The organism is Clostridium prolinivorans (assembly GCF_004011155.1).
Lineage (GTDB): Bacteria > Bacillota > Clostridia > Clostridiales > Clostridiaceae > Clostridium_AT > Clostridium_AT prolinivorans.
Genome location: NZ_RJWG01000008.1, coordinates 81839 through 108393, shown reverse-complemented (window position 1 = coordinate 108393; position 26555 = coordinate 81839). Strand labels below are relative to the sequence as shown.

27 protein-coding genes, 1 tRNA gene and 1 pseudogene are annotated in these 26555 nt (G+C 27.2%); 21 read left to right on the top strand and 8 right to left on the bottom strand.

Features of this window, described 5'->3' with window-relative positions:
- Window positions 1-686: 686 nt before the first annotated feature.
- The 3 genes and pseudogenes from EGD97_RS08365 to EGD97_RS08355 form a co-directional block, all read right to left on the bottom strand.
- Window positions 687-1334, bottom strand: coding sequence for a DUF4352 domain-containing protein (locus tag EGD97_RS08365; protein WP_205693971.1), 648 nt, complete (start codon window positions 1332-1334; stop codon window positions 687-689).
- A gap of 331 nt (window positions 1335-1665) precedes the next feature.
- Window positions 1666-1953, bottom strand: a pseudogene (locus EGD97_RS08360) (ATP-binding protein); the annotation flags it as partial.
- A gap of 686 nt (window positions 1954-2639) precedes the next feature.
- A tRNA-Trp gene (locus EGD97_RS08355) sits at window positions 2640-2715 on the bottom strand.
- 341 nt (window positions 2716-3056) lie between these two features.
- Between EGD97_RS08355 and EGD97_RS08350 the strand changes: the two genes are divergently transcribed.
- The 3 genes from EGD97_RS08350 to EGD97_RS08340 all read left to right on the top strand — a co-directional run bounded on the left by EGD97_RS08350 (window position 3057) and on the right by EGD97_RS08340 (window position 5075).
- The gene (locus EGD97_RS08350) at window positions 3057-3269 is read left to right on the top strand and encodes a hypothetical protein (protein WP_078682111.1); all 213 of its coding nucleotides are present in this window, start codon (window positions 3057-3059) and stop codon (window positions 3267-3269) included.
- Between the two features lie 79 nt (window positions 3270-3348).
- On the top strand, window positions 3349-3675 hold the full coding sequence (locus EGD97_RS08345; RefSeq protein ID WP_078682110.1) for a DUF4870 domain-containing protein: 327 nt from the start codon (window positions 3349-3351) through the stop codon (window positions 3673-3675).
- 128 nt (window positions 3676-3803) lie between these two features.
- Window positions 3804-5075, top strand: coding sequence for an NAD(P)/FAD-dependent oxidoreductase (locus EGD97_RS08340; protein WP_127837034.1), 1272 nt, complete (start codon window positions 3804-3806; stop codon window positions 5073-5075).
- 24 nt (window positions 5076-5099) lie between these two features.
- On the opposite strand, the gene EGD97_RS08335 is transcribed toward EGD97_RS08340, so the two are convergent.
- Window positions 5100-5729 (bottom strand): RusA family crossover junction endodeoxyribonuclease, encoded by a 630-nt coding sequence (locus EGD97_RS08335; RefSeq protein WP_127837033.1) that lies wholly within the window; start codon window positions 5727-5729, stop codon window positions 5100-5102.
- Between the two features lie 99 nt (window positions 5730-5828).
- Here EGD97_RS08335 and tsaD point away from each other — a divergent pair, with 99 nt between their 5' ends.
- From tsaD to EGD97_RS08315, 4 genes are all read left to right on the top strand, one after another.
- Window positions 5829-6848 carry a tRNA (adenosine(37)-N6)-threonylcarbamoyltransferase complex transferase subunit TsaD gene (gene tsaD, locus EGD97_RS08330; RefSeq protein ID WP_078682107.1) on the top strand — a complete coding sequence of 340 codons (1020 nt, stop codon included), beginning with the start codon at window positions 5829-5831 and terminating at the stop codon, window positions 6846-6848.
- A gap of 161 nt (window positions 6849-7009) precedes the next feature.
- Window positions 7010-7318 (top strand): spore coat associated protein CotJA, encoded by a 309-nt coding sequence (locus tag EGD97_RS08325; RefSeq protein ID WP_164850186.1) that lies wholly within the window; start codon window positions 7010-7012, stop codon window positions 7316-7318.
- Window positions 7311-7583, top strand: a complete 273-nt coding sequence (locus tag EGD97_RS08320) for a spore coat protein CotJB (protein WP_078682105.1) — start codon at window positions 7311-7313, stop codon at window positions 7581-7583. The genes EGD97_RS08325 and EGD97_RS08320 overlap by 8 nt, the downstream gene beginning before the upstream one ends.
- 22 nt (window positions 7584-7605) lie before the next feature.
- On the top strand, window positions 7606-8205 hold the full coding sequence (locus EGD97_RS08315) for a manganese catalase family protein (protein WP_127837032.1): 600 nt from the start codon (window positions 7606-7608) through the stop codon (window positions 8203-8205).
- A gap of 57 nt (window positions 8206-8262) precedes the next feature.
- Here EGD97_RS08315 and lepB read toward each other — a convergent pair whose 3' ends face one another.
- Entirely contained in the window at window positions 8263-8823 is a 561-nt protein-coding gene (lepB, locus tag EGD97_RS08310) for a signal peptidase I (RefSeq protein ID WP_078682103.1), read from the bottom strand.
- A gap of 379 nt (window positions 8824-9202) precedes the next feature.
- Here lepB and EGD97_RS08305 point away from each other — a divergent pair, with 379 nt between their 5' ends.
- The 11 genes from EGD97_RS08305 to EGD97_RS08255 all read left to right on the top strand — a co-directional run bounded on the left by EGD97_RS08305 (window position 9203) and on the right by EGD97_RS08255 (window position 20330).
- Window positions 9203-10030, top strand: a complete 828-nt coding sequence (locus EGD97_RS08305; RefSeq protein WP_127837031.1) for a hypothetical protein — start codon at window positions 9203-9205, stop codon at window positions 10028-10030.
- A gap of 226 nt (window positions 10031-10256) precedes the next feature.
- Window positions 10257-11549 (top strand): trigger factor, encoded by a 1293-nt coding sequence (gene tig, locus EGD97_RS08300; protein WP_078682101.1) that lies wholly within the window; start codon window positions 10257-10259, stop codon window positions 11547-11549.
- Between the two features lie 84 nt (window positions 11550-11633).
- A complete protein-coding gene (gene clpP, locus EGD97_RS08295; protein WP_078682100.1) occupies window positions 11634-12218 on the top strand; it encodes an ATP-dependent Clp endopeptidase proteolytic subunit ClpP in 585 nt (194 codons plus the stop codon).
- 61 nt (window positions 12219-12279) lie between these two features.
- Complete coding sequence (clpX, locus tag EGD97_RS08290; RefSeq protein ID WP_078682099.1) at window positions 12280-13572, top strand: ATP-dependent Clp protease ATP-binding subunit ClpX; 1293 nt, start codon at window positions 12280-12282, stop codon at window positions 13570-13572.
- A gap of 209 nt (window positions 13573-13781) precedes the next feature.
- Entirely contained in the window at window positions 13782-15464 is a 1683-nt protein-coding gene (gene lonB / locus EGD97_RS08285; RefSeq protein WP_078682098.1) for an ATP-dependent protease LonB, read from the top strand.
- A 304-nt stretch (window positions 15465-15768) separates the two neighbouring features.
- Entirely contained in the window at window positions 15769-18099 is a 2331-nt protein-coding gene (gene lon / locus EGD97_RS08280) for an endopeptidase La (RefSeq protein ID WP_127837030.1), read from the top strand.
- Window positions 18089-18679, top strand: a complete 591-nt coding sequence (gene yihA / locus EGD97_RS08275; RefSeq protein WP_078682096.1) for a ribosome biogenesis GTP-binding protein YihA/YsxC — start codon at window positions 18089-18091, stop codon at window positions 18677-18679. The genes lon and yihA overlap by 11 nt, the downstream gene beginning before the upstream one ends.
- Before the next feature lie 131 nt (window positions 18680-18810).
- A complete protein-coding gene (locus EGD97_RS08270; protein ID WP_078682095.1) occupies window positions 18811-19143 on the top strand; it encodes a hypothetical protein in 333 nt (110 codons plus the stop codon).
- Window positions 19144-19217: 74 nt separating this feature from the next.
- Window positions 19218-19487, top strand: coding sequence for a hypothetical protein (locus tag EGD97_RS08265; RefSeq protein ID WP_205693969.1), 270 nt, complete (start codon window positions 19218-19220; stop codon window positions 19485-19487).
- Between the two features lie 65 nt (window positions 19488-19552).
- Entirely contained in the window at window positions 19553-19879 is a 327-nt protein-coding gene (locus EGD97_RS08260; protein ID WP_127837029.1) for a hypothetical protein, read from the top strand.
- A 253-nt stretch (window positions 19880-20132) separates the two neighbouring features.
- On the top strand, window positions 20133-20330 hold the full coding sequence (locus EGD97_RS08255) for a hypothetical protein (RefSeq protein WP_078682093.1): 198 nt from the start codon (window positions 20133-20135) through the stop codon (window positions 20328-20330).
- Window positions 20331-20384: 54 nt separating this feature from the next.
- Here EGD97_RS08255 and EGD97_RS08250 read toward each other — a convergent pair whose 3' ends face one another.
- Both EGD97_RS08250 and EGD97_RS08245 read right to left on the bottom strand, forming a co-directional pair.
- Window positions 20385-20753, bottom strand: a complete 369-nt coding sequence (locus EGD97_RS08250; RefSeq protein ID WP_078682092.1) for a bactofilin family protein — start codon at window positions 20751-20753, stop codon at window positions 20385-20387.
- A gap of 227 nt (window positions 20754-20980) precedes the next feature.
- Window positions 20981-21925: an FG-GAP repeat domain-containing protein gene (locus tag EGD97_RS08245; RefSeq protein ID WP_164850185.1), complete on the bottom strand. Its 945-nt coding sequence runs from the start codon at window positions 21923-21925 to the stop codon at window positions 20981-20983.
- A gap of 156 nt (window positions 21926-22081) precedes the next feature.
- Here EGD97_RS08245 and EGD97_RS08240 point away from each other — a divergent pair, with 156 nt between their 5' ends.
- Window positions 22082-23320 (top strand): ABC transporter substrate-binding protein, encoded by a 1239-nt coding sequence (locus EGD97_RS08240; protein WP_127837027.1) that lies wholly within the window; start codon window positions 22082-22084, stop codon window positions 23318-23320.
- A 43-nt stretch (window positions 23321-23363) separates the two neighbouring features.
- Here EGD97_RS08240 and EGD97_RS08235 read toward each other — a convergent pair whose 3' ends face one another.
- A complete protein-coding gene (locus EGD97_RS08235; protein WP_078682089.1) occupies window positions 23364-23798 on the bottom strand; it encodes a transcriptional regulator PerR in 435 nt (144 codons plus the stop codon).
- Between the two features lie 435 nt (window positions 23799-24233).
- Here EGD97_RS08235 and EGD97_RS08230 point away from each other — a divergent pair, with 435 nt between their 5' ends.
- Entirely contained in the window at window positions 24234-25610 is a 1377-nt protein-coding gene (locus EGD97_RS08230; protein ID WP_078682088.1) for a PhoH family protein, read from the top strand.
- Window positions 25611-25746: 136 nt separating this feature from the next.
- On the top strand, window positions 25747-26391 hold the full coding sequence (locus EGD97_RS08225) for a site-2 protease family protein (RefSeq protein ID WP_078682184.1): 645 nt from the start codon (window positions 25747-25749) through the stop codon (window positions 26389-26391).
- Window positions 26392-26555 lie beyond the last annotated feature (164 nt).

Sequence of the window (26555 nt, the reverse complement as noted above, 5' to 3'; positions counted from 1 at the left end):
AGGATGAGTAAAAAAGCTACATTCTTAAATGATCAAAAAGTTACATTTTAATCTTGACATTTATACATAATCCCTGTTATTTCAAGGCTTTAAAGCCCTTAATGTTCTGTTTGATGTAACGGTTATGTATCTATTATATCATACAGTCAACTAACGGTAAACCCACAGAAATATTTAACAGAAGTCCATGCAGTAATTCATATACAGCAAGGCAAACTATGCCCCTGCAAAGTTATTTTACAGCATATACCCTAACAAAGTTTCCTCCATGTCTGTAATTCTTATGTTCCTTTACAGCAATTACTTATATATACTTATCTACATTTTATATATTCCTTCTTTACAGTTTCAGCTATACACTTTGCCCTCTTATTGACTGAATATAGCCCTTCATATACCTTTATCCACTTTTATTTTCTGGTAACATCTTTGTTTCCTCCTTTGATTTGTTCCTAATAACTAATAAATAAGAAAAAATAGAGTTAAGACAGAAGGTTTCACAGGTAAGTAAAGGTAAACAACAATAAAATAAGGAACACAGAAAAGTCTTTGTACAACTAATCTCTGCCCCTATCTATTATTAAAGTGTTTCATAAAATTGAAACTTTGTCTAAATGTGTATTTAAGAAAAAAGTACCAGCAAATAAGCCAGTACTTAATCTCAATTATATAGTATTACGAACTATTTAATTTAGTTTTATTTTAATTTCCTTATTGCTGAACATGTTTCCCTTATATTTTAAAACTAATGCACTATCATTTTTAGGTTGTTCAAAAGCAATTGTTCCTGTAACTTCTCCACCAGCCGCAAGGTTTCCGCTGTTTAACTGTGTGCTGGTATTTACAGTTGTAAATGCTTGATCTGTAATTTGTCCTTTACTGTTTTGCATTTTGAAATCAAATGGATTATATGAAATCTCATTCTTTCCATCGTTCTTTATTGAAACTGTTACAATTATAAATTCCATTCCATCTTTTGGCTTATCATAATCACTACCATTGGACTTTTCTACTTTTGTAACTTTTACTACTGCGTCATTAAGTTTTACATCTTCATTAACAGCATAAAATTCCTTTGGTTCTTCCTTCTTTGTATCAGCCTGCTTTGCACTTGAAGATGTAGCAGGTTTACTTGTATCATTTGTAGCAGAGCTGTTACCACCACCATTGCTTCCTAATGAACCAATAATTCCTATTACAACTAAAACTAAAATTCCTGTAATAATTTTGTGCTTCATAAAGAAATTTCTTTGGTCTTTACCACAATGTGGACATTTCTTTACTCCCTTTGCAATTTCTTTACCACACGCTTTACAGTTTATAAGATTACTCATGACTAATCCCCCTCGTTTTTTCATTTTCTATCCAATTATATTACATTTATGGAAGTAATGCAATATAACGATTTATAATTACAAAACTTTTGGTTATTATTACAACTTTCCTAAAACTTCTATGTATAGAGATAATATGTTATTAATATTGTTGTAATCCTTGTTATATAAGGTATCCTTTGTGTACACGCAGTATTTACCCCAAACAACACTACTCATTTTATTTATTTACTAACTTCCGAGTTTCCTCATTATTCTACAAAGTCGTATTTTATTATTAATGTTAAGATTATTTTGTACAATTGTGCCAATATTTTTATGTACAATTGTGCTAAGTATCTTTATTAGAAATCTTAGAGAGAGCAGAAGCTGTTCTATAAGAATTGCCTAATATGTTTACAATGCTAGAGTGATGAACAAGTCTATCAAGAATAGCGCTAGCTAGCATGTTATCTACAAATATTTGACTCCAATCTGATAAATTTATGTTACTGGTAATTATTGTACTCTTTTGCTCATAGCGTTTATCAATAAGTTGAAAAAACATTTTAGCTTCTTGTTCGCCAATTGGCAAATAACCTATCTCGTCAATTATCAACAGTTTATACTTACTAAAATGTGTTCGGCTTTCTGTGTCTACAATATTATACTAACACCAAACTGTAGATAATGGCTGTATTGTATCTTTTTGCACTTTAACTAACTTCAACTTACTTGCTATATCCTCTTTTACTATGTCATCACTGTGTAACCAATTGAGATAACATTTCAGTGTCCTTAATCTGATATTAACTGTAGCTGGCTTAAACTGTGAAATCATATATCCTACATAAGCCATAAATAAGCCTTTTTCCGTGTAGCGGTTTGAAGTATCCGTTTCCTCGCAATATTCCTGTAATATCCAGCTATTTAGGTACTGGAAATGTTTCTCATAATCCTTCAAGGTGCGTTCTGCCAAGCCTTCAAGTTTTTTAGTTAAAAGAAATTCCTTCTGTTTACTTATAAATTCCTTAATAGAAATAGTGCCAGTTTTTATCTCATTTCATTCTAACGGTCTAATGTCTGGTAAACTGCCATCCATTGTTAGTTTCTTCCTTGAACCTCTACCCTTTGTAACCGCTTGATTTGTTGTCATTCTGCGTAACCTCCTGTAAGTAGAGAAGGGCTGAACCGCTCCCCTCTGAAATTCTAACGGTCACATTCACAGAACAATACAACGGACAAAAAACAGAAAAAGTAGCTGAGAACGCTATCAACTACTTTAAACCCTTGAAAATATTACTGTTAAGTCCACAGTAATAAAAATGGCAGGGGCAGCAGGAATCGAACCCGCAACCAACGGTTTTGGAGACCGCTACTCTACCAATTGAGCTATACCCCTTTATTTATTAATGTTTTGTCGTTTTTCAGTATTTCTACTGTAACGATTACCGACAAAAAATATTATAAAGCAGAAAGCTTAATCAGTCAAGCATAATTTTTAAAATTCTGTTGATTTTTATGATTGATTTATGATAATGTCATAATGTATCACAATTTATCTTGATAACTGGAAAAAAATAATTAAAAAGATACCAGTTTTACTGGCACTAATAGTATAAAATTTTCAAGAAATTTTTTAAAATGGTTTAGATATTTTTGAAAAAGATATCTAAACATTGTATAATAAAATTATAGAATATATAGTAGAATGTTATATAGCATATTCAAAGGAGTGTACTTATGAAAAAGAGTATTTTAAAAAAACATTCTTTAATTTTTTTTATTTGTGGAATTATAATTTTCGTTGTTACTGTTGTATCTATTATAAAAGATTATTATAATGCTAAAAATGCACAAAGCCTTTTAAATCCTTTACTATATAAATTTTTTCCATTTGTAATTTCATTTATATTGATTAAATTTGGAATGAAAGAACTTTTAAACAAAAAATAATTATATACTTATTATCAGATTTACAATAAAATGAATATGCTATATAAAGATTAATTTTAAGGAGGATTTAAGGATTTAAATGCTTACTACTGAACAAAAAATTTTGGCTGCTATTTGCCATGGAGGTATTTTTTTTGGAGCACCTATAATTATTCCACTTATAGTAATGCTTATTTCAAAAGATGATTATGTTAAAACTCAAGCAAAAGAAGCACTTATGTTTCAAATTTTAATTATTTTGTCATTAATAGCATCAGGTATACTTACAATAATTTTTATAGGAATTATTGGAATTATAGGTTTTAGTATAGCAGGTATTGTATTTCCTATAATTGCTATAGTAAATGTTTTAAATGGCAAAGATTATAGCTACCCTGTATCAAGCAAATGGGCAAGAAACATTTAGATTATAAAGAGCCAAATTTTTGGCTTTTTTTTTATTAAAAATATAGGATAAAAAAATTTACTATGGTAAAATATACTTCGATATATGTTAGTATTTGCATCTTGCAGCCTTACAAGGAGGATTAATTTATGGTTGAATACGATGTAATAATTATTGGTGGTGGTATAGCTGGGCTTTCAGCAGCTATAGGAGCAAGAGAACAAGGAGTAAAAAAAGTTTTGATATTAGAAAGAGAAGAAGTTTTAGGTGGGGCATTAAATCAATGCATACATACTGGATTTGGAGATAAAGAGCAGGAATATGAATTTTTTACAGGTACAGAGTATGTATATAAATTTATTGAAAGAATAAAAGAACTTAAAATTGAATATAAATGTAATTCTGCTGTTATAGAATTAAATGGGAATAAAGAAATAAAGGTTGTAAGCGAAGATGGAATAGAATTTTATAAAGCAAAAGCAGTAATATTAGCTATGGGGAGCAGGGAAAAACCAAGAGGAGCAATAAATGTGCCGGGAAGTAAACTTGCAGGTATAATTACAGCTGGTTCAGCACAAAAGATTATAAACTTAGAAGGTTACTTGCCAGGGAAAGAAATAGTAATATTAGGCTCAGGACATATAGGAGTTGCTATGGCAAGAAGAATGACTATAGAAGGAGGGAATGTTAAATCAGTAATAGAACTTATGTCTTATCCAAATTGTAAAGAAGAAGATATAAAAGAGTGTTTAACTGATTTTAATATACCTATTAAATTTAATCATACAGTAGTAGATATAAATGGTAAAGATAGAGTAGAAGGAGTAACAATATCAGAAGTTGATGAAAAAAAAGTTCCTATTCCTGGGACAGAGGAATATATAGTTTGTGATACTTTAGTACTTTCTGTGGATTTACTTCCCGAAAATGAAATTTCAAGGAAAGCTGGAGTAACAATTTTAAATTCAACAAAAGGACCTGAAATAGATGAAAGCATGCATACAAACTTAGATGGTATATTTGCATGTGGTAATGTATTGTATTTACACGATTCAGCTAGTGATATAGTAGATGAAGCTTTTCAAGCAGGAATAAATGCAGCTTATTATATATTTGGAAAAAGATACAATGAAAAAAATATTGAAATAATATGCGCAGATGGTATAAGTTATGCTGTGCCTAATTTTATCAATTTAAATAATATAGAAAATTATTTAAATATAAAATTTAGAATAAATAAGCCTTATGAAAAAAAATCTATTAATGTGTATTTTGATAATGAATTAGAAGTAAAAATTAATAAAGATAAAATGATTCCAAGTAAAATAGAAACTATAAAAATTCCAAAAGATATTTTAAAAAATAAGAAAGATTGTTATAAAATTACAATAAAATTAGAAGATATAAAAACAGAGGAATAAATTTACCCTCTGTTTTTACTTTAATTAAAATAATTTTGTAAAGCAATCTTTACAAATTATTATTTTGCCATTGTTTGCACTTATAGAATTTTCTTTATTTATAGATTTATTGCATATTTGACATATGGTGTTTGTACTATTTTTAGAATGTGTTTTTGCTTTAGTATTTTTTATGTATAAGTTTTTTTTATTGCTTGGTGGTTCGTAAATTACGGGAGTATCTTTAACTTTTTTTGGAGATATATTGTAATTCATACAATAAGAACTTTCAGCAAAAAGCTCTAATTCAAAACGCGGGAATTTATTATCATAAAATTCTTCTATAATAAGTTTTTTTATTTGAGCATCATTAACTATAAGTCCGCTCTTTTCTATACCATCAAAAATACTTTTTGTTATATTATTTGTATCAGGATGCCTTTTTTGACTTTTGTAATATACCTTAAGAACAGCAATTAATGCTTCATTTAATATAGTATTTGGATTTTGTGCTCTTGCTTCATAAGCTATTTCTTCTTCATATAAAGCATACCTATCATGATATTTCCCAGAATTATATGGAAGTATGGCTCTTCCTTTTATATTAAAAAGTTTAAAATTAGATTTTGAAATTGGAGAACCTTTTACTATAACTTTTGCATAAGTATCAGACATAATTAACTCCTTCTTTTTTAATTATACATAATTGATTATAACATAGATTTTTGTGTATAATAAAGTTTATCATAGATTTTTAAGTAGGAAGGTAATGTTATGGAAAATATAAAAATACTTGCTATAGAATCTAGCTGCGATGAAACAGCAGCAGCAGTTGTCGTTAATGGTCGTGAAGTTTTATCTAATATTATCGCATCACAGATAGACATACATAAAAAATTTGGAGGAGTTGTACCCGAAGTAGCTTCAAGAAAGCATATTGAAGTTATAAGCAGTGTTGTTAAAGAAGCTTTAGATAAGGCTGATTTAACTTTAAAAGATATAGATGCTATAGGTGTAACTTATGGTCCAGGACTTGTAGGAGCATTATTAGTAGGTATGCAGTATGCAAAATCTTTAGCATATGCTATAGACAAACCATTAATAGGAGTAAATCATATTGAAGGACATATTTGTGCAAATTTTATTGAGCATAAAGATTTAGAGCCGCCTTTTATATGTCTTGTAGTTTCTGGTGGACATACTTTTATTGTATATATGAAAGATTATGGGGTATTTGAAGTAATTGGAGAAACTAGAGATGATGCAGCAGGTGAAGCTTATGATAAAGTAGCAAGAGCCATAGGACTTGGCTATCCTGGAGGGCCTAAAATAGATAAACTTTCAAAAGAAGGGAATCCAGATGCAATAAAATTTCCAAGAGCTAATTTTCATGATGAAACATTAGATTTCTCTTTTAGTGGACTAAAATCAGCTGTTTTAAATTATTTAAATAATATGGAGATGAAAGGAGAAAAAATAAATAAAGCAGACGTTGCAGCATCTTTTCAAAAGGCATTAATAGATGTTCTTGTAGATAATGCAATTAAAACCTGCAAAATAAAAAAAGTAGATAAAATAGCAATAGCAGGTGGAGTAGCTTCAAATTCTACTTTAAGAGAAACTTTAATAAAAGAAGGAAATAAAAGAGGAATTAAAGTGTTATTTCCATCTCCAATACTTTGCACAGATAATGCCGCAATGATAGGAAGTGCAGCATATTTTGAATATATAAATGGAAGATTTGCAGATTTAAATTTAAATGCAGTACCAAATCTTAAGTTAGGAGAAAGATAGATAAATACAATTAATATTTTATTGTTAATTAACTTATACATATACCTATATTTTATGGTTTATGTATAAGTTATTTTTTTTAAAAATTTTATGTAGCAAATATTTTGATAAAACATATATTAAAACTATGTGAGTAACTTTTAAGGAGGATAAATTATTATATGGCTTATATTCTAAAACCCGAAGATGGGATTTATAATGAACCTTGTATTCCTATGCAGGAATGTATACCACAGGAGATGGTTATAAAAAATGTAAGATTGGCTACTGCATATGTTCCTTATCAGAATTTATGCGAACTTTTCAAGCCTTTAGAAGCTTTAAAAAGAGGGACTGCCTTTCCAGAACTTTACAGTAAATTTGAGGCGCCTTATGATCCACAGGCTGTTTACAAATCAAAAGTTAAAAAAATAGAGAATATTATAATGAACCAGATTTTGACTAAGGGGGGAGGGCACAGTAATGAATGAAAATATAAATAAAATGGAACTTAAAAAGCAAATCGCTCAAGTACAATTTATGTTAGAAGATCTTCAGCTTTATCTTAATACTCATCCTATGGATAAAAATGCTTTAGCAAAGCGAAATAGCTATGTAAAGCAGCTAAAAACTCTTAGAAGTGAATATGATAAGCTTTTTGATATGATAAATCAAAACGACTCCCTTAGTGCATATCCTTGGGAATGGATAGAAGAGCCATGGCCTTGGGAATATGAAGCAAATTATAAGCTGTAAAGTAAAAGGAAGGAGATATATTATGTGGAATTATGATAAAATACTTGAATATCCAGTTAAAATAAAAAATCCCAATCCGGCCATGGCAAAATTAATAATTACTCAATATGGCGGTCCAGATGGGGAATTAGCGGCTTCACTTAGATATTTAAGTCAAAGATTTTCAATGGTTACGCCTGAAGCTATTGCAACACTAAATGATATTGGAACAGAAGAATTAGCTCATTTAGAAATTGTTGGAGCTATAGTAAATCAATTAGTTAAAGGTGCAAGCTTAGAAGAAATAAAAAAAGCAGGATTAGACAGCTATTATGTAGATCATGATAAAGGGATTTATCCATCAAATCCAACAGGAGTTCCATTTAATGCAGCATATATACAAGTAAAGGGTAATCCAATTGTAGATCTTACTGAAGATTTAGCAGCAGAACAAAAAGCAAGAGCAACTTATGAATGGCTGATAAATATGGCTGATGATCCAGACGTAATAGAACCATTAAAATTTTTAAGAGAAAGAGAAGTAGTTCATTATCAAAGATTTGGAGAAGCACTTAGAATAGTTCAGGATTATCTTGAGGAACCTAACTTATTTATAATGCCAAAACCAAATTTTATGAAATAAATATGAAGAAATAAATAATAAATAAAGAACTTACAGTAATAAAATACTGTAAGTTCTTTATTTAAAAATTTTTATTTCATTAAAAGGATATATTCTAAATATTACATGTCCTTCTATATCTTTAATGTTAATAGGCCCTAAAATTCTGCTATCTACACTATTTTCTCTATTATCTCCTAAGACGAATATTTCATCTTCCTTTAATTTATACTTTTTATTTTTTGTCATAAATGGACCTGGATTAGTAACAGTGTTTTTGTCTAAATAAGGTTCTTCAAGTTCAAAACCATTTAAAAATACTTTTCCATTTTTTATTTCTATTTCATCACCATAAGTAGCAATTATTCTTTTTACATATATATCTTCATTATAATTTTTCGAGTTAAAAATTACAATTTGACCTTTTTTAAAATTATGAGTTAATTTGCTTATTTTTTCCACAAATATAACATCTTTATCATAAAGAGTTGACATCATTGATTCACCATCTACATCAGCTCTAGCAAAAACATAGCTTCTAAATGTTAAGGCAATAATAAAAGCTGCAGCAATTGAAATAACGTAGTCTAGTAAAGTATTTTTTAAACTTTTATTTTTTTCTATCTTTTGATTTTTCATAAAAAGCCTCCGTTATTTTTTATTCATATAAAGAATTCATTATAAATAAGTTTAATAATTTTTTAATTGAATGTCAAATTATGTTATTATAAAATAGTGTTGCTTCAGTTATACATAATTGTTAATATTTAATAAAAAGATTTTTTGTAAGATTATTATGTTATATAAATTTAATAAATATTATTAAATTTAATTGAAAATGTTATTAAATATTATTTAAAATAGATAGGTAATATAGATTATTTATAGTAAGATTTATATTATTGAGGTATAATAAGGATGGATTGAAATAATATATGATTTATGTTGAAATAATATATGACTTATATAGTTATAATATACAGGTTATACAATAGATAATGGGAAGGAGAATTTAAAAGTGGGGAAACCAAGTATTTTTAGTAAGGAATATGAAAAATATAAAAAAAGACGTAGAATAAAAATAACTGTAACAATAATTATTTTTATAATATTATTTGGAGTTTTATTTGCTTTAAAAGGCAATTTGAAAAATATTTTAATTAATAACAATCAAAAAAATACAGATGAAACTGAAAAAAACAACAAAGAAATAGTATCTTCACAGCAAAAAGAAAATACAAAGAATACAAATATAGAAAATATAAACATAGAAAATGCAAATACAGAGGAAAAAACTTCAAAAGATGAAATTGAAGAAAAATCATATGACATTACTTTAGATAATGGAATAAAATTAAAAGCTGTGTATGAATATAGTGAAGGAACAAATAAATTTAAACATATAAGTACTGATAATCCTAATATTTCATTTAATTTAAATCCTTCCAATACAGGTATAGTTATTTTTGATGGTATTTCTCAAGGTATATGGTTTATAAATATAGATGGAAAAGTTGAGAATATTTCGGATTTGAGTTATAAATCATATAAAAGAGATACTGTTCTTAAAAAAAGACCTAATTATGTTTGGTGTACTTTGCCTAAATTTATAGATGATGAAAATATAGCATATTTTTCTCAGCTACCATATATACGTAATTCAGCTACAAAGTATTTATGGACAGTAAATGTTAAAAATAAAAATAGTCATAAAAGTAAAACAAGTATAAAAGGAGAAAATTTAAAATTTGGAGATATACAAGATAAAGGACTGGAGATAATAATGGATAATGGAACATCAAAATTTGTAAAGGTGAATAATGGAAATATAATTATAAGCCAATAAATTTCTAATAAAAATAATTCTTGTAAAATATCAAGTATTTGAGATATAATATAAAATACTAGAAGTTCTTATTTTTATAAATTTTTATTTAAAGAATTTTATTATAATGTTGTTTTGTTTTATTATAATGTTTGTAAATTTATGAATATATGGTATAATATTATGGTTAAAATGCATTAGCACATTTATGTGCTCCGGTGAATTTATTTATAGGAGGAAAAGTATAATGAACGTTAAAGTGGAAAAAATAGAAAAGAACACTGTAAAACTTGAAGTAAGCGTAGAAGCTGAAAAATTCAAGGAAGCACTTCAAAAATCTTATGTTAAAAATGCAAAAAAATTTAATATACCTGGATTTAGAAAAGGAAAAGCTCCAATAAATATCATAAAAAGATATTATGGAGAAGGCGTATTTTTTGAAGATGCTATCAACATTTGCTGTGATGAAACATATCCTTTAGCTATAAAGGAAAATGATATTAAACCAGTAGATTATCCAAAAATAGATTTAGTTCAAATAGAAGAAGGGAAAGATTTTATATACACTGCTGAAGTTACAGTATATCCTGAAGTTGAACTTGGAGAATATAAAGGATTAGAAGTTAAGAAAGTAGAATATCCTGTTACTGATGAAGAAGTAGATGCTCAATTAAAATCTATGGCAGAAAAAAATGCTAGAATTGAAACTAAGGCTGAAGGAACTGTAGAAAAAGGTAATATAGTTGTTATAGATTTTAAAGGCTTTATTGATGGTGTTCCTTTTGAAGGAGGAGAAGCTAAAGATTATTCTCTAGAAATAGGTTCAGGTTCATTTATAGATAATTTTGAAGATCAGCTTGTAGGTATGGCTATAGGAGAAACTAAAAATGTAAATGTAACTTTCCCTGAACAATATGGAAGAGAAGAATTAAATGGTAAGCCTGCAGTTTTTGAAGTTACTGTAAAAGAAATAAAAACAAAAGAAGTTCCAGAATTAGATGATGAATTTGCTAAAGAAGTATCAGAATTTGATACATTAGAAGAATTAAAAGCTGATATAAGAAAGAAACTTCAAGAAACTAATGATTTAAGGGCAACTCGTGAATATGAAGAAGCAGTTATAGATGCTGCAGTTAATAATGCTTCTGTAGATATTCCAGAAGTTATGATAAATAAAGAAATAGATAATATGATTAGAGATTTAGAAATGAGATTAAGATATCAAGGACTTGATCTTAAAACATATTATGAATATACAAACAGCACTGAAGAAAGTATTAGAGAATTTATGAAAGAGAGTGCTGAAAAGAGAGTAAAAACTGATTTAGTTTTAGAAAAAATAAGCCAAATTGAAAATATTGAAGTAACTGAGGAAGAACTTCAAAATAGAGCAGAAGAAATTGCTAAACAATATGGTGAAAATGATATTGAAAAAACTGCTAAGATGCTTCTTGATGTTCAGAAAGATTACATATCTAATGAATTAAAGAATGAAAAAGTTATAAAGCTATTAGTAGAAAATAGCAAAGCTGTTGCATAAAATAAAATGATGTTAATTGCCAGATATATCTGGCAATTAATTATAATTAGAGATATTACATAAAAATAAAAAGGAGGAGATTTTATGAGTTTGGTTCCAGTAGTTGTTGAACAAACAAATAGAGGAGAAAGATCTTATGATATTTATTCTAGACTTTTAAAAGATAGAATAATAATGCTTAGTGAAGAGGTAAACGATGTTACTGCAAGCTTAGTAGTTGCTCAGCTTTTATTCCTTGAAGGAGAAGATCCTGATAAAGATATATATCTTTACATAAACAGTCCAGGAGGATCTATAACAGCAGGAATGGCAATATATGATACAATGCAATATATAAAACCAGACGTTTCTACTATATGTATAGGAATGGCAGCATCTATGGGAGCTTTTCTTTTAGCAGCTGGTGCTAAGGGTAAAAGATTTGCATTACCTAATAGTGAAATTATGATACATCAACCTTTAGGAGGTTTCCAAGGTCAAGCAACTGATATAGGAATACATGCAGATAGAATTTTAAAGATAAAGAAAAGATTAAACACAATATTATCTGAAAGAACAGGTCAGCCATTAGAAAAGGTTGAACAAGATACTGAAAGAGATAATTTTATGACAGCAGAGCAAGCAGCAGCTTATGGTTTAATTGACGAAGTTATAACTAAAAAGAAATAAACTTAAAAGAAATAAACTTGCATAATTTGCATTTGCAAATTATGCAAAGTGAGGTGAGATAATGGCAAAGAATGATGATAAAAGACAGCTAAAATGTTCCTTTTGTGGCAAAAATCAAGATGCTGTAAGAAGGCTTATTGCTGGGCCGGGAGTATATATATGTGATGAATGTATTGAACTTTGCTCAGAAATAATAAGTGATGAATTTGATGATAATATTCAAATAGAAACTGATTCACTTCCAAAGCCTGTTGAGATAAAAGCATATCTTGATAATTATGTTGTAGGCCAAGATGAAGCTAAAAAAGCATTGTCTGTAGCTGTATATAATCACTATAAAAGAATAAATTCTAATATAGATAATGATGATATAGAATTACAAAAAAGTAATATTCTGCTTTTAGGACCAACAGGTTCAGGTAAGACACTTCTTGCACAAACTTTAGCAAAATTTTTAAATGTACCTTTTGCTATTGCAGATGCTACTACGTTAACAGAAGCTGGATATGTAGGAGAAGATGTTGAAAATATACTTTTAAAATTAATTCAAAATGCAGATTATGATATTGAAAGAGCTGAAAAAGGTATAATATACATCGATGAAATTGATAAAATAGCAAAAAAATCTGAAAATCCCTCTATAACAAGAGATGTATCTGGTGAAGGAGTACAACAGGCTCTTTTAAAGATACTAGAAGGTACTATAGCTTCAGTACCACCACAAGGAGGAAGAAAACATCCTCATCAAGAATTCATACAAATAAATACATCAAATATATTATTTATTTGTGGTGGAGCTTTTGATGGAATTGAAAAAATCATAGAGAGAAGAACTAGAGCTAGTGCTTTGGGCTTTGGTGCTGAAATTCAATCAAAGAAAGAAAAAGATATTAGCAAACTTTTAAAGGATATAATGCCAGGAGATTTACTAAAATTTGGACTTATACCAGAGTTTGTTGGAAGACTTCCTATAGTTGTTACATTAGAAGCTTTAAATAGAGAAGCTTTAATAAAAATATTAACTGAGCCTAAGAATGCTCTTGTAAAGCAATATAAAAAGCTTTTTGAAATGGATAATGTAGAAATTGAATTTTCAAAAGAGGCTTTAAATGCTATTGCTGATGAAGCAATTAAGCGTAATACAGGTGCAAGAGGATTAAGAGCAATAATAGAAGATATTATGCGTGATGTAATGTTTGAAGTACCTTCTAATGAAGCTATTGCAAAGGTAATAATAAATGAAGAAACTATAAAAACTAAAAAACCTGAACTTATAATGGCAGAAGGTGAAAAAAGATTACCTATTAAGCCATCAAGAAAAGGAAGAGGAAGAAAAGGAATAGAAACAGCTTAAAATGGTAAATAAAAAAGAGCAGTAATCTGCTCTTTTTTATTTACCATTTTTAATATAATTATTCAATATAAAAAATATAGAAAATAGTGGAATAAATTAAGAAGTAATTGTACATAATAAAAAAAGGATAAATTTACTATAATTTTACTATGGAAGGGAGGTTTACTAATTTTATATTTTTATGACAAAATATAAAATTGGGAAATATTATGACGAATTTTTTAATTTTTATTGAGCTTTTAGTTACTATTATTATGGGATTGTATTTTTATAATGCTTTAAAAGATCATAAAACAAATAAGGTAACTATTGATAAAGAAAATAAAAAAGAAATGGATAATCTTAAGAAAATGAGGAATATAAGTCTTACAGAACCACTTACAGAAAAAAGCAGGCCAAGTACTTTTGAAGAGATTATAGGGCAGGAAAAAGGTATAAAAGCTCTTCAAGCAGCACTTTGTGGTCCTAATCCACAGCATGTCATAATATACGGTCCTCCGGGAGTAGGTAAAACGGCAGCTGCCAGACTAGTACTAGAAGATGCTAAAAAAAGGGCAAATTCACCTTTTAAAACAAATGCAAAATTTGTGGAAATAGATGCTACTACCATAAGATTTGATGATAGAGGTATTGCAGATCCTTTGATAGGTTCTGTACATGATCCTATATATCAAGGAGCTGGACCATTAGGAGTTGCAGGAATTCCACAACCTAAACCAGGAGCAGTTACTAAAGCTCATGGAGGTATTTTATTTATAGATGAAATAGGAGAGTTACATCCAATTGAAATGAATAAACTTTTAAAAGTTTTAGAAGATAGAAAAGTTTTTTTAGATAGTGCATACTATAATTCTGAAGATAGTAATATGCCTACTTATATAAGAGATATATTTGAAAATGGACTTCCAGCTGATTTTAGATTAATAGGTGCAACTACAAGAAGTCCAGAGGAAATAACTCCTGCTATTAGATCAAGATGTGTAGAGATATTTTTTAGACCTTTGCTTTGTGAGGAAATAGAGGAAATTGCACAAAATTCTGTTGATAAGTTAGGGCTAAAGTTAGAAGAAAAGGGGCGTATATTAGTTGGTAAGTATGCATCTAATGGAAGAGATGCAATTAATTTAGTACAGCTTGCATGTGGTATTGCTATAAATGATAATAGAAATATAATAACAGCAGAAGATGTTGAATGGGTTATAGAGAATGGTCAATATTCTCCTAGACCAGAAAATAAAATTAACAATAAACCACAGGTCGGATTTGTAAACGGACTTGCAGTATATGGAGCCAATATGGGAGCTGTTATGGAAATTGAAGCAAGTGCTAAAAAGAGCAGATTTAGAAAAGGAGAATTGAAAATAACAGGAATAGTAGAAGAAGAAGAGATAACAAGTTTTAATAGAAAAGTTATACGAAAAAGTATGGCTCGATGTTCTGTAGAAAATGTAATGACTGTTCTTGAAAGAGTTTATGAATTAAATTGTGATAAATATGATATACATGTAAACTTTCCAGGGGGTTCACCAGTAGATGGTCCATCTGCAGGAATAAGTATTACAACTGCTATATATAGTGCCATAAATAACATACCTGTAAATAATGAAGTTGCTATGACAGGTGAAATATCTCTTTATGGGAATGTAAAACCTATTGGAGGAGTAAATGCTAAAATTGCTGCAGCAATTAAAGCTGGAGCAAAAAAGATTATTATTCCTAAAGAAAACTGGCAGGATAGTTTCTCTAACATAAAAGAAGCTAAAATTATACCAGTAAGCCATATAAAAGAAGTTTTAGAGATATCACTTATAAAAGAAGAAAATGAAAAGAATGAAAGTATAATCATAGATTCAAACAATAGCATACTTACAGCAAAATCTCTTTATTCATAAAATTTAATTATGTATAATATAACATTAGAAATTTTAAAAAAATAAAAATATATTTTATATAATCAAATTCACAAAACCTCATAGGTTTAAGATAGAGGATATAAGGACTTTAAGTTAGGGGAGTATTAATACTCCCCTAACTTAACATTATACTAATTTATGATTTTGAATATACATTTAAAAATTTCTATAATGATTGAAAAAGGATTGTTTTATGAGTATAATATATAAAGTCTAAATAAATTATGATTATTTTAATTACAAAAATAATTGAATTCAAATAAATTTAAGTGAGGGGATAAAAATGGAAAAAGACATAAAAATTATTCCTCTAATTCCCTTAAGAGGCATTACAATATTCCCATATATGGTAATGCATTTTGATGTCGGCAGGGAAAAATCTATTAATGCTTTAGAAGAAGCAATGCTTAACAATCAAGAGATTTTTTTAGTTTCACAAAAAGATGCTAAAATTGAAGAACCAGTTAAAGAGGATTTATATGATATAGGTACTATCTGTATTATAAAGCAAATACTAAAACTTCCTAATGATACAGTACGTATTCTTGTAGAAGGATTAAATAGAGCCAAAATAATTTCTTTAATAGAGGAAGAGAAATTTTTAAAGGCAGAAATTGAAATATTAAAGGAAGAAGATATCTCAGATAATGAATGTGAAGCTTTAACTAGATCAGTTAAAAAGTCATTTGATGAATATATAAGATTATCTGGAAATGTTCCACAAGAAATATTAATATCATTAGAAGATATTGAAGGTCCGGGAAGACTTGCAGACGTAATAAGTTCATATTTAATGTTAAGAAGTGAAAAAAAGCAAGAATTATTAGAAGCTTATAATATAATAGAAAGACTTGAAAAACTTTTAGTAGTTATAAATAACGAAATTGAAATATTGAATATTGAAAGAAAGATTGGCAATAAAGTAAAAAGTAAACTTGATAAGGTTCAAAAGGATTATTATTTAAGAGAGCAGCTTAAAGCAATTCAAGAGGAGCTTGGTGAAGAAGACGAAGATAAAAAAGAAATATCCAAGTATAAAAATAGAATAAACAAAGCAAAACTTCCAAAGCCTGTTAAAGAAAAAGCTATTTATGAGCTTGATAGATTAAAAAACAGCGGCTTTTTTTCTCCAGAGGGAGGAGTTATAAGAACTTATTTGGATTGGATACTAGATTTACCTTGGAATAATGAAACTGAAGATAATTTAGATATTAAAAAAGCTAGAGAAATATTTGACAGAGAACATTATGGGTTAGAAGATGTTAAGGATAGAATAATAGAGTATTTAGCAGTTAGGAAAATGAGTAAATCTTTAAAAGGTCCAATATTATGTCTTGTAGGCCCTCCAGGTGTTGGTAAAACTTCTATTGCAAGATCTATAGCTAATGCACTTAATAGAAATTTTGTAAGAATGTCTTTAGGTGGCGTGAGGGATGAAGCAGAAATAAGAGGCCATAGGAAGACTTATGTAGGAGCTATTCCAGGAAGAATAATATATGGCATGAAACAGGCAAAATCAAAAAATCCATTATTTTTATTAGATGAAATAGATAAAATGAGCAATGATTTTAGAGGAGATCCTGCTGATGCACTTTTAGAAGTTCTTGATGCAGAACAAAATAGTACTTTTAGAGATCATTATTTAGAATTGGATTTTGATTTATCTAAAGTGCTCTTTATTACTACTGCTAACAGTTTAGATACTATACCAAGACCACTTTTAGATAGAATGGAAATAATAGAAGTTTCTGGATATACATATGAAGAAAAATTTCATATTGCTAAAGAACACTTAATTCCAAAACAATTTAAAGAACATAATATAGAAGAAAACATTATTAATTTTACAGATAATGCTATATACAATATTATTGAAAATTACACAAGGGAATCGGGAGTAAGAAATTTAGAAAGAAAAATTGCTACTGTAATAAGAAAAAGTATAGCTGAGATGGTAGAAAAAGATAAAAAGAAAATTAATATTAATTCTAACTATGTAAGAAAGTATCTTGGACCACCTATATATACTTATGATAAAGCAGATAAAATTGATAAAATTGGCGTAGTTATGGGAATGGCATGGACGGGATATGGTGGAGATACCTTGCCAGTTGAGGTTAGTGTTATGCCAGGAAATGGAAAGCTTGAATTAACTGGTCAGCTTGGAGATGTAATGAAAGAATCTGCTAGAGCAGGGTATAGTTATATACGTGCTAATGCTGAAAAATATGGTATAAATCCTAACTTTTATAAAGAAAAAGATATACATATACATGCTCCAGAAGGGGCTGTACCAAAGGATGGTCCATCTGCTGGTGTTACAATGGTTACTGCTATGGTTTCTGCACTAAGTTTAAAAAGTGTTAGACATAATGTAGCTATGACAGGAGAAATTACTCTTACAGGACGAGTTTTACCTATTGGTGGATTAAAAGAAAAATGTCTTGCAGCTTATAGAGCGGGTATAGATACTGTTATAATACCAAAGGATAATGAAAAAGATATGGATAAAATACCTAAAACTATTAAAAATAAATTAAAGTTTATATTAGCTGAAAAAATAGATGATGTACTTTCAAATGCATTAGTTAGTGGAGGGAAAAATGTTAATTAAACAATCTGAATTTATAACTTCTGCAGCAAAGCCTAATCAATATCCTACTGATAATAGGCCTGAAATAGCTTTTGTAGGACGTTCAAATGTAGGTAAATCTTCAATTATAAATAGCCTTACTAATAGAAGAAGTCTTGCAAAGGTAAGTTCCACTCCAGGTAAGACAAGACTAGTAAATTTTTTTCTTATTAATAATAAATTTTATCTTGTAGATTTGCCAGGTTATGGATATGCTAAAGTTTCAAAAGCTGAAAAAGAAAGCTGGGGAAAGATAATTGAAAATTATCTTTTAAATAGACCAGTTTTAAAAAAGGTAGTTTTATTAGTTGACAGTCGCCATAAACCAAGTGATGATGATATTCTTATGTATAATTGGATTAAACATTATAATTATAATACAGTTATAATAGCAACTAAAAAAGATAAACTCAAAAAAAGTGAAATTGCAAAAAATGAAAAAATTATAAAAGAAACATTGGGTTTAAAAAGCGAAGAAAAAATATTATTTTATTCTTCTTTAACAAAAGAAGGCAGAGAAGAAATTTTAGATATTTTATTTGGTGAATTTGAGGAAAATTAAAAAATTGATTAAAAAAACTGAGTTTAAAATTATTTAAACTCAGTTTTTTTTGTGTCAAAAGATATTTATTAGAATAGTATATAGTAGAAAACAAATGATAGAAAAATTTTCTGAGAGGGAGGAGTGATTGGATGGACAGTGTATCGAAAGAAATTGCAGCTGCAAGACAAATTGGAGCTCCCGGAGCAGTAAGGAGAAGAAAAAATGATAACCTAGTAATTTGGGTGATAATTATTATAATAATATTCTGCTTATGCAATGGAGACGGTTGTGGCTTTGGCAGCTATGGATGCGATTGTGATAGAAAACACCACCATCACCACCATCATCATCATGGACATACAGACAACTTCTTTAGTGAAAATGGATGGTTTATATTAATCATATTCGCAATATTGATTTTATGTAATGACAGTAGTGAAAACACTAATATTATCAATTTAGATACAGATGATGATTGCTAAATTTTAACAAAAGATAGAAAATAAAAAAGCTTGGGCTTTAAGGAAAGCTCTTAATGAAAAGGAGGATATATTTTATGAGTAAAAAAAATAAAAAAGAAAATACATCTTTAGCTAATTCTTGCTGCTGTGATTTTTCAACATTAATAATATTGATATTGATAATTCTTCAATTCAATAAAAAAGGCAGCTATGGTGGTTTTAGATCTGTAGTGTCAGATGATTCATGTGATACTCAATCATCTGTAGTACCTACGTTCTTTGGTGGAGGAAATTTAATAGATAACAGTATATTGTTTATAATTGCACTGTATTTCCTTTCTTGCTGTACTCCTTGCAGAAAATAAAAAATTTGAGGGCTGTTTTTTATCAGCCCTCTTAACATAATGCAAAAATATATGGAGGTGAATGTATGTCTAAGCACAGTAAAAAACAAAAAAGATATCATGATGAGGATAGAAATAATAATTTTGATATAAATCAAATAGGGAATTTATTTAGTAATATGGATCCTAATCAGCTAACAGGATTACTTAACAATGTAGATTTAAGGCAATTATCTTCTATGGTGCAAAATTTTATGAGTGGAGAGCAAACTGAAAATAATGTATCTTTTAAAGAAATGGATAAAAGGATTGAAATTTTAAATGCAATGAAACCGTTAGTAGATAGTGATAAGTCTAAATTAATAGATTCAATTTTGCAAATTTATAATATAACTAGACTTATGAAAAGATAAGCATAAATTAATATTATATATTATATGCACTTATAAAATTTATAAAAAAATATACAATTCTATATCACAAATTTATATTTATAAGAATAGTATATAGTATAAACAAATGATTTCAAAGCCTATAGAAACAGCAGAAATCCATATATCCCTAATACACAGATAGATAAGCTGTTTCAAAAACTTATGCCCTTAAAAAAGCAAATGATAAAAGATAGATTACATTAAACCAGTGCCCAAGAAAGGGGGGTTTCATATGAATAAAAAGGATAAATGCTGCTGTAATTTCCCAACTTTAGTTATATTAATTCTTATACTTCTTCAATTTAATAAAGGTGGAAAACCAATGGATAAAGTTGGAGAAATGGGCGGTATTTCAAATTCAGTAGATAATGGCATATTATTTATAATAGCTTTATTCTACCTATCCTGCTGCAATCCATGCAAAAGATAGAATAATTAAAAAATAAACAGGAGGTCTTAAAATTAGACCTCCTAATTATTTTTGTTATGATAAAATTTCACTTGGTTCTTTTGACATGACCATGGTACATTTTCCATCTAATATACCACCTTCTTTTATTACCAAATTTTTAACAGTTATATTTCCAGTTACTTTTCCATAGCTTTCTATAGTAAGAGTATTTTCACATATTATATTTCCTTCAACTTTGCCATTTATAGTAGCATTTTTGCAATTTATGTTGCTTTTACATAAAGCATTTATATCTATTATAATATCATCTTGTAAATTTATATCTCCTTCAATAGTTCCATCTATTTTCATTAAGCCTTCACCTTGAATAGAACCAATAACTGTACATTTATCACCAATAAGGGTTTCTATTCTATTATTTTTTTCTTTTTCATTAAACATTATAGTGTTGCTCCTTTTTATTTCTTTACTTTTATATTAAATATAAAAAAATTTTATATATATGTATAAAAGTTCAATTATTAGTCAATATTAATAATGTGATTGGAGATTAGTCTCCAAAGCATATAATGAAAGTTTAATTCTTTCATTTAATGCTAGAACCCCCCATCCCCCTTGGGACCGTTAGTAGCGGTCCCTTTTGTTTTAATTATTAATATTTTTAATACTTAAAAGCTTATAGAATATATTTTAAAAGCTTTATTATCCTCAGTTTTATTTGAAGGTTTGAGCAGCAGATTTAAAGTATAATTTTTTATTTTATTTTTATCTGAAATTGATGTTCCTTTGAAATTAATTGTCCAAAGTATTTCACTTATTTCTCCATTATTATCAGATTTTATATCTTTAAAAACACAATTTTGAAAAACATAAGTATTGTTATCTTGAGCTAGCCTTTCAATTACAGATATATTTTCTTCAGTTAATCCTGGATAAAAAATATTTTCTAATTTATTAGAGGCACTTTGAGGAAGTCCCTCAATGAGTTTTATAAACGAATATACATTATCTTTTCCCATATAATTATCTTTATAATTATATGAAAAATTTTCTAATTTTTTTTGATCAGGTAAAAATATGTAATTTGAAAGTTCTATATTTTTGTTAGTTATTTTTCCTGTTAAAAATTTAGGAGTTTTGTTATTACTAACATCAACAAATCCTATTATTTTATTGGAATCACAGAACATATCTTTAAAAATTCCATCACTATAAATAAATACATGCTGGACTCCTTTACCATTTTCTGAAGATTGTGTAAATATTTCTGGTACTTTATCTCTTGTTATATCCATAAGTGTAATTTTCATAGGATTATTAGCATCATACAATCCTGCTGTAGGAAGATTTTTAGATGTTTCTAAATAATAATTATTTTTTCCATCGTTTACTTCCATATAGTATTTACCATTTTCTACTTTTATATAAAGAATATCTTTTTTGCCGTCACCTGTTAAGTCAGCTTGAATAATTTTGTTGTTATCAACTAAAGTGTTAAAAGTAGAAACGCTTTTTTTAGTTAAAAGTAAAACAACTAAAAGTATAATAATAATTAACGAAAGTACTGCATAATAAATATGTTTTTTCTTTAGAAATATTATCCTAAATTTCATATAAATCACCTCCATTTAATTATATGATTTAAGTTTATATTTAATTAATTTACATACAATAAAATTAAAAGATTTTATATATTTGTATATTTATATTAATAATTAATACAAAAAATTATCAAATTTGTTTTTTATATAAATAGGGAGGTGATAAAATTGAAAATAAAAAGGGAATTTTCTATAATTTTATCTATTTTTTTATGTATAAGTTTATGTTCTTGCAAAAAGAAAAATTCACAAGATCAAGATAAAGAAGAAAAAGAATTAAAAGTGTATGTAGATATTAAAGATAAAAACTCTTTGAGTATAATAAAATTTTTAACTGAAGAATATATGAAAAAAAATACAAAAGTAAAATTAAAGATAAATGATGTGCTAGAGACTGAGAGCAATATAGTAGAAGAAATAAGTAAAGGAGATAAAGCTGATTTAATATTAACATCTAGAAACACTATGATCGAACTTTCTAAAAAAGGTCTTTTAAGTGATATGTCTCAGTATTATGATAAAAACAAAATTAATGAAAAATATTATAATATAATGTCCTCTTATGGAAGATTTGAAGATAAATATTATGGAATAAGTATAATTCCTTATGTAATTACAGCTTTTTATAATAAAGATGCTATTAACAAATTAGGAATATCTAAGATGGCAAATGTAGAAGATATATTAGGAATTTTAAAAAAATTTAAAGAAAATAATATAAGAATTCCTGTTATTGTTCCTGAAGACTTAGATATAAATATAGTTTTATCTTCAATGATTGCAAGTAATAGAGTAAAAATATCAGATTTAGATGGGGCTTATGATAATAAAAATTCATATAAAAATATTAAAGAAATGCAATATATATTTGATGATATAAATACTGCTGTAAGAGAGGGCATAATAAATAAAAATTCTTTTGAAATTGGTAATGAAAGTACATTTACTTCTTTAATAAATGGTAGTACACCATTTATTATAAGTACTTCTTATTACTATGATAAATTAAAAGATGGCAATATTGAAACAATAAATGATATAATAATTACTAATAATATAAAAGTTAATATACCAGTTTTAGTAGATACAATTTTATCTTTGCCCATTAATGGTAAAAATTCTGAAGAAGCAAGTGAATTTATTAAATTTGTATTAGATGAAAAAACTCAAGAAGAACTTGTTAAAAAAGGTTATATAACTGGTAATAAAAAGGCTAATGCAGAAATTCAAGGATTAGGAGAAAATATTGTAACAAAACTTTCTAATGCAAATCAAAATAGCATTGTATATATTTATAACCTCCCAAAAAATTTTAATAAAATTATAAGTTATAAAATAAATAATATTTTATTGGGAAATTATAGCAAAAATGAGTGGAATGAAATATTAAATGAAATTTATAAATAAAAAGAGGATATGTTAGCTTAAAACTAGCATATCCTTTTATATTTTAATTATCAATATCATCATTTGTGTTTTTCTGGCAGTCCTTACATAAACCATAAAAATAAACTTGATTTGTTAAAATTGCATAATCTGTATAAGCACTTATTTTTTCGTTTAATTCTGATAAACAAAATCCTTCAATATCATCTACACGTCCGCAATTTAAGCATTGTATATGAGAATGTGGGCATGTATTTCCATCATATCTAAAATTTCCTTCACCAACATTCAGTTCTTGAACTAATCCTACTTCTACAAGAGTTTTTAAAGCTTTATATACAGTAGCAAGACTCATTGTAGGATAGTCAGGCTGAAGAGCTTTATAAATAGTTTCTGCAGATGGATGTTCTTTTGTTGATTTTAGATATTTATATACTGCGATGCGTTGAGGAGTAAGCTTGAGTTTTTTTTCTTTAAAAATTTCTGTTAAATTATTCATATTCACCATCCTAAATTATAAATATTTAAATTTTTTAATACATCATTATATAATAGGGCTAATATTATCATATATTAATAATAATTATATAATAAAAATTATTATTTGTCAAAAAACTATATATGGAAAAATTAAACAATAAATATTATATAAAAATTAATATACTATTAAATCTGCTAAAATATTTATGACTAAAACTATATAATATATTTTTATAATTATTAATAATATATTTACCATACTAAATCATAATATAATAATAAACATATTGTAAATATATTTAAAAATAAATTTATATTTAAAAACTTTAAAACTAGAAAAATACTTAATTTGAATAAAGAAATATATATACTTTAAATATTTATAAATTAAAAATATAAAGTTTTAAATTAAATTTTTATATCTTAAAATTCAGCTAAGAAAGGGGATAATACCTTGAAGAAGACATATGTTTTGGATACTAATGTTATTTTATATTTGCCTAGTGCTATATTTTCATTTGGAGATAATGATGTAGTAATACCTGAGGTAGTATTAGAAGAATTAGATGCTTTTAAAAAAGATAAAACAGATTTAGGTTCAAATGCTAGACAAGCAGCAAGAATTTTAGACAATCTTAGAAAAAAAGGAAAATTAAATAAAGGTGTTGATCTTCCAGGTGGAGGAAAACTTAGAGTAGAAATGAATCATCTTGATGCAGAAATACCAAAAGTATGGAATAGTCATAAAGCTGATAATAGAATAATTCAAGTATGTAATGGACTTAAAAAGCAAGGAGAAGATGTTGTTCTTGTTTCAAAGGATATTTTTGAGAGAATAAAAGCAGATACTATGGATATAGAATCAGAAGATTTTTATGAAAAAATGGTTCCAGAATATGAAAGTCAATATACTGGAAGAATTGATGTATATACTTCTCCTGAAAAATTAGATGAATTTTATCAAAAAAAATGTATTGAAGTTAAAGATTTATTATATTACTCTAATGAATTAGATGAGTATTCAGCTCCAGAACTTTTTGTAAATGAATTTTTAATAATTCATAACATTTTAAATCCCAAAAAAACAGCATTAGGAAGATTTGATGGTAAAAAAGTTGTACCATTATTATTTAAAGATATGACACCTTTGGGAATTGCTCCAAGAAATGTTGGTCAAAAATTTATGCTTGAAGCTTTATATTTAGAAGCTGATAAAGTTCCTCTTGTTATAGTAAAAGGACCAGCAGGTACAGCAAAAACTTTATTTTCTCTTGCTGTAGGACTTCAAAAAATTATGGAAGAAAATAATGGACAATATAGAAAGATACTTGTATGTAGACCTAATATAACAATGGACGAAGAAATAGGTTTTTTACCAGGAACCGAACAAGAAAAGATATCTCCTTTTATGAGACCTATTTTTGATAATCTTCAAATATTAGTAGATTCTGATGAAAAAGAAAGATATAAAAATGAAAAAGAATTAGACGATAAAGTTAGAGAACTTTTTGATAGAAAAATAATAAATACTGAAGCTGTTGCTTATTTAAGAGGACGTTCTATAGTAAAAAACTGGGTAATAATAGATGAAGCACAAAACCTTTCTCCAAAACAAGTAAAAGCTATAATAACAAGAGTAGGTGAGGGTACTAAACTTATATTAATAGGAGATCCAGAACAAATAGATCATGCTTTTTTAGATTCTAGGTCTAATGGATTATGCTATGCAGCAGAAAAAATGAAAGGAAGTGAGCTTTGCTGTCAAGTAACTTTAAAATATGATGAATGTGAAAGATCACCACTTGCTTATGAATCTGCTAAAAGATTATAATTAAAGAGAGTAAGGTTTATTGCCTTACTTTTTTAATTTTGAAAATTGATGCAAATTATATAACTTATTGATATAATAAAATAAACATAAATTGAAATATATTTTTGCAATATCTAATATAGATAGTGACGGAGGGATTTTTTTGACAAATACAATACTTTTTACTTTACTTATTATACCTGGAATTTTAGCAGGGCTTACTTTTCATGAATATGCTCATGCATTAGTTGCTGATAAATTAGGTGATAAAACTCCAAGATTTCAAGGAAGACTTACTTTAAATCCTATAGCGCATATAGATCCAATTGGGTTTTTAGCTCTTTTAATTTTTCAATTTGGATGGGCTAAGCCAGTTCAAGTTAATCCTAGTGCTTTTAAAAAATATTATAAAGATGATTTAAAGGTATCTTTAGCAGGACCTTTAGCTAATGTTGTAGTAGCTTTTATTTCTGCATTATTAGCAGTATTATTTGAAAAATTAGTATTAAAAATGAGTTTAAATATGCCTGTATTAGCTATTATATATACTATTTTAAAGCTTTCAGTTTATATTAACTGCAGGCTTGCAGTTTTAAATTTAATTCCATTACCTGGATTTGATGGATTTCATATTTTGAGAGATTTATTTCCAAAAGTTTTTTATAACTTTGCTGAAAAAGTATATAATTATCAGGTTATTATTATGATAATTTTTTTTGTAACACCTATTTCAAGCATATTAGTTGGGGTTCCAGCTTCAATTATTGAAAAATTTATATACACAGTTGTAGGTGTAATATAGATTTATAAAATGATTAAACCACAATAAGCTGTAAATAAATTTTCCTTACACAATGAGTAGTATGCTTATTATTGATTTATTTTAAAATATAGTGATTAATTCTAAAAAATAGTTTTTGTGATATAATCATAAAATATTAAAGTATTAATAAACTTATTTTAAAT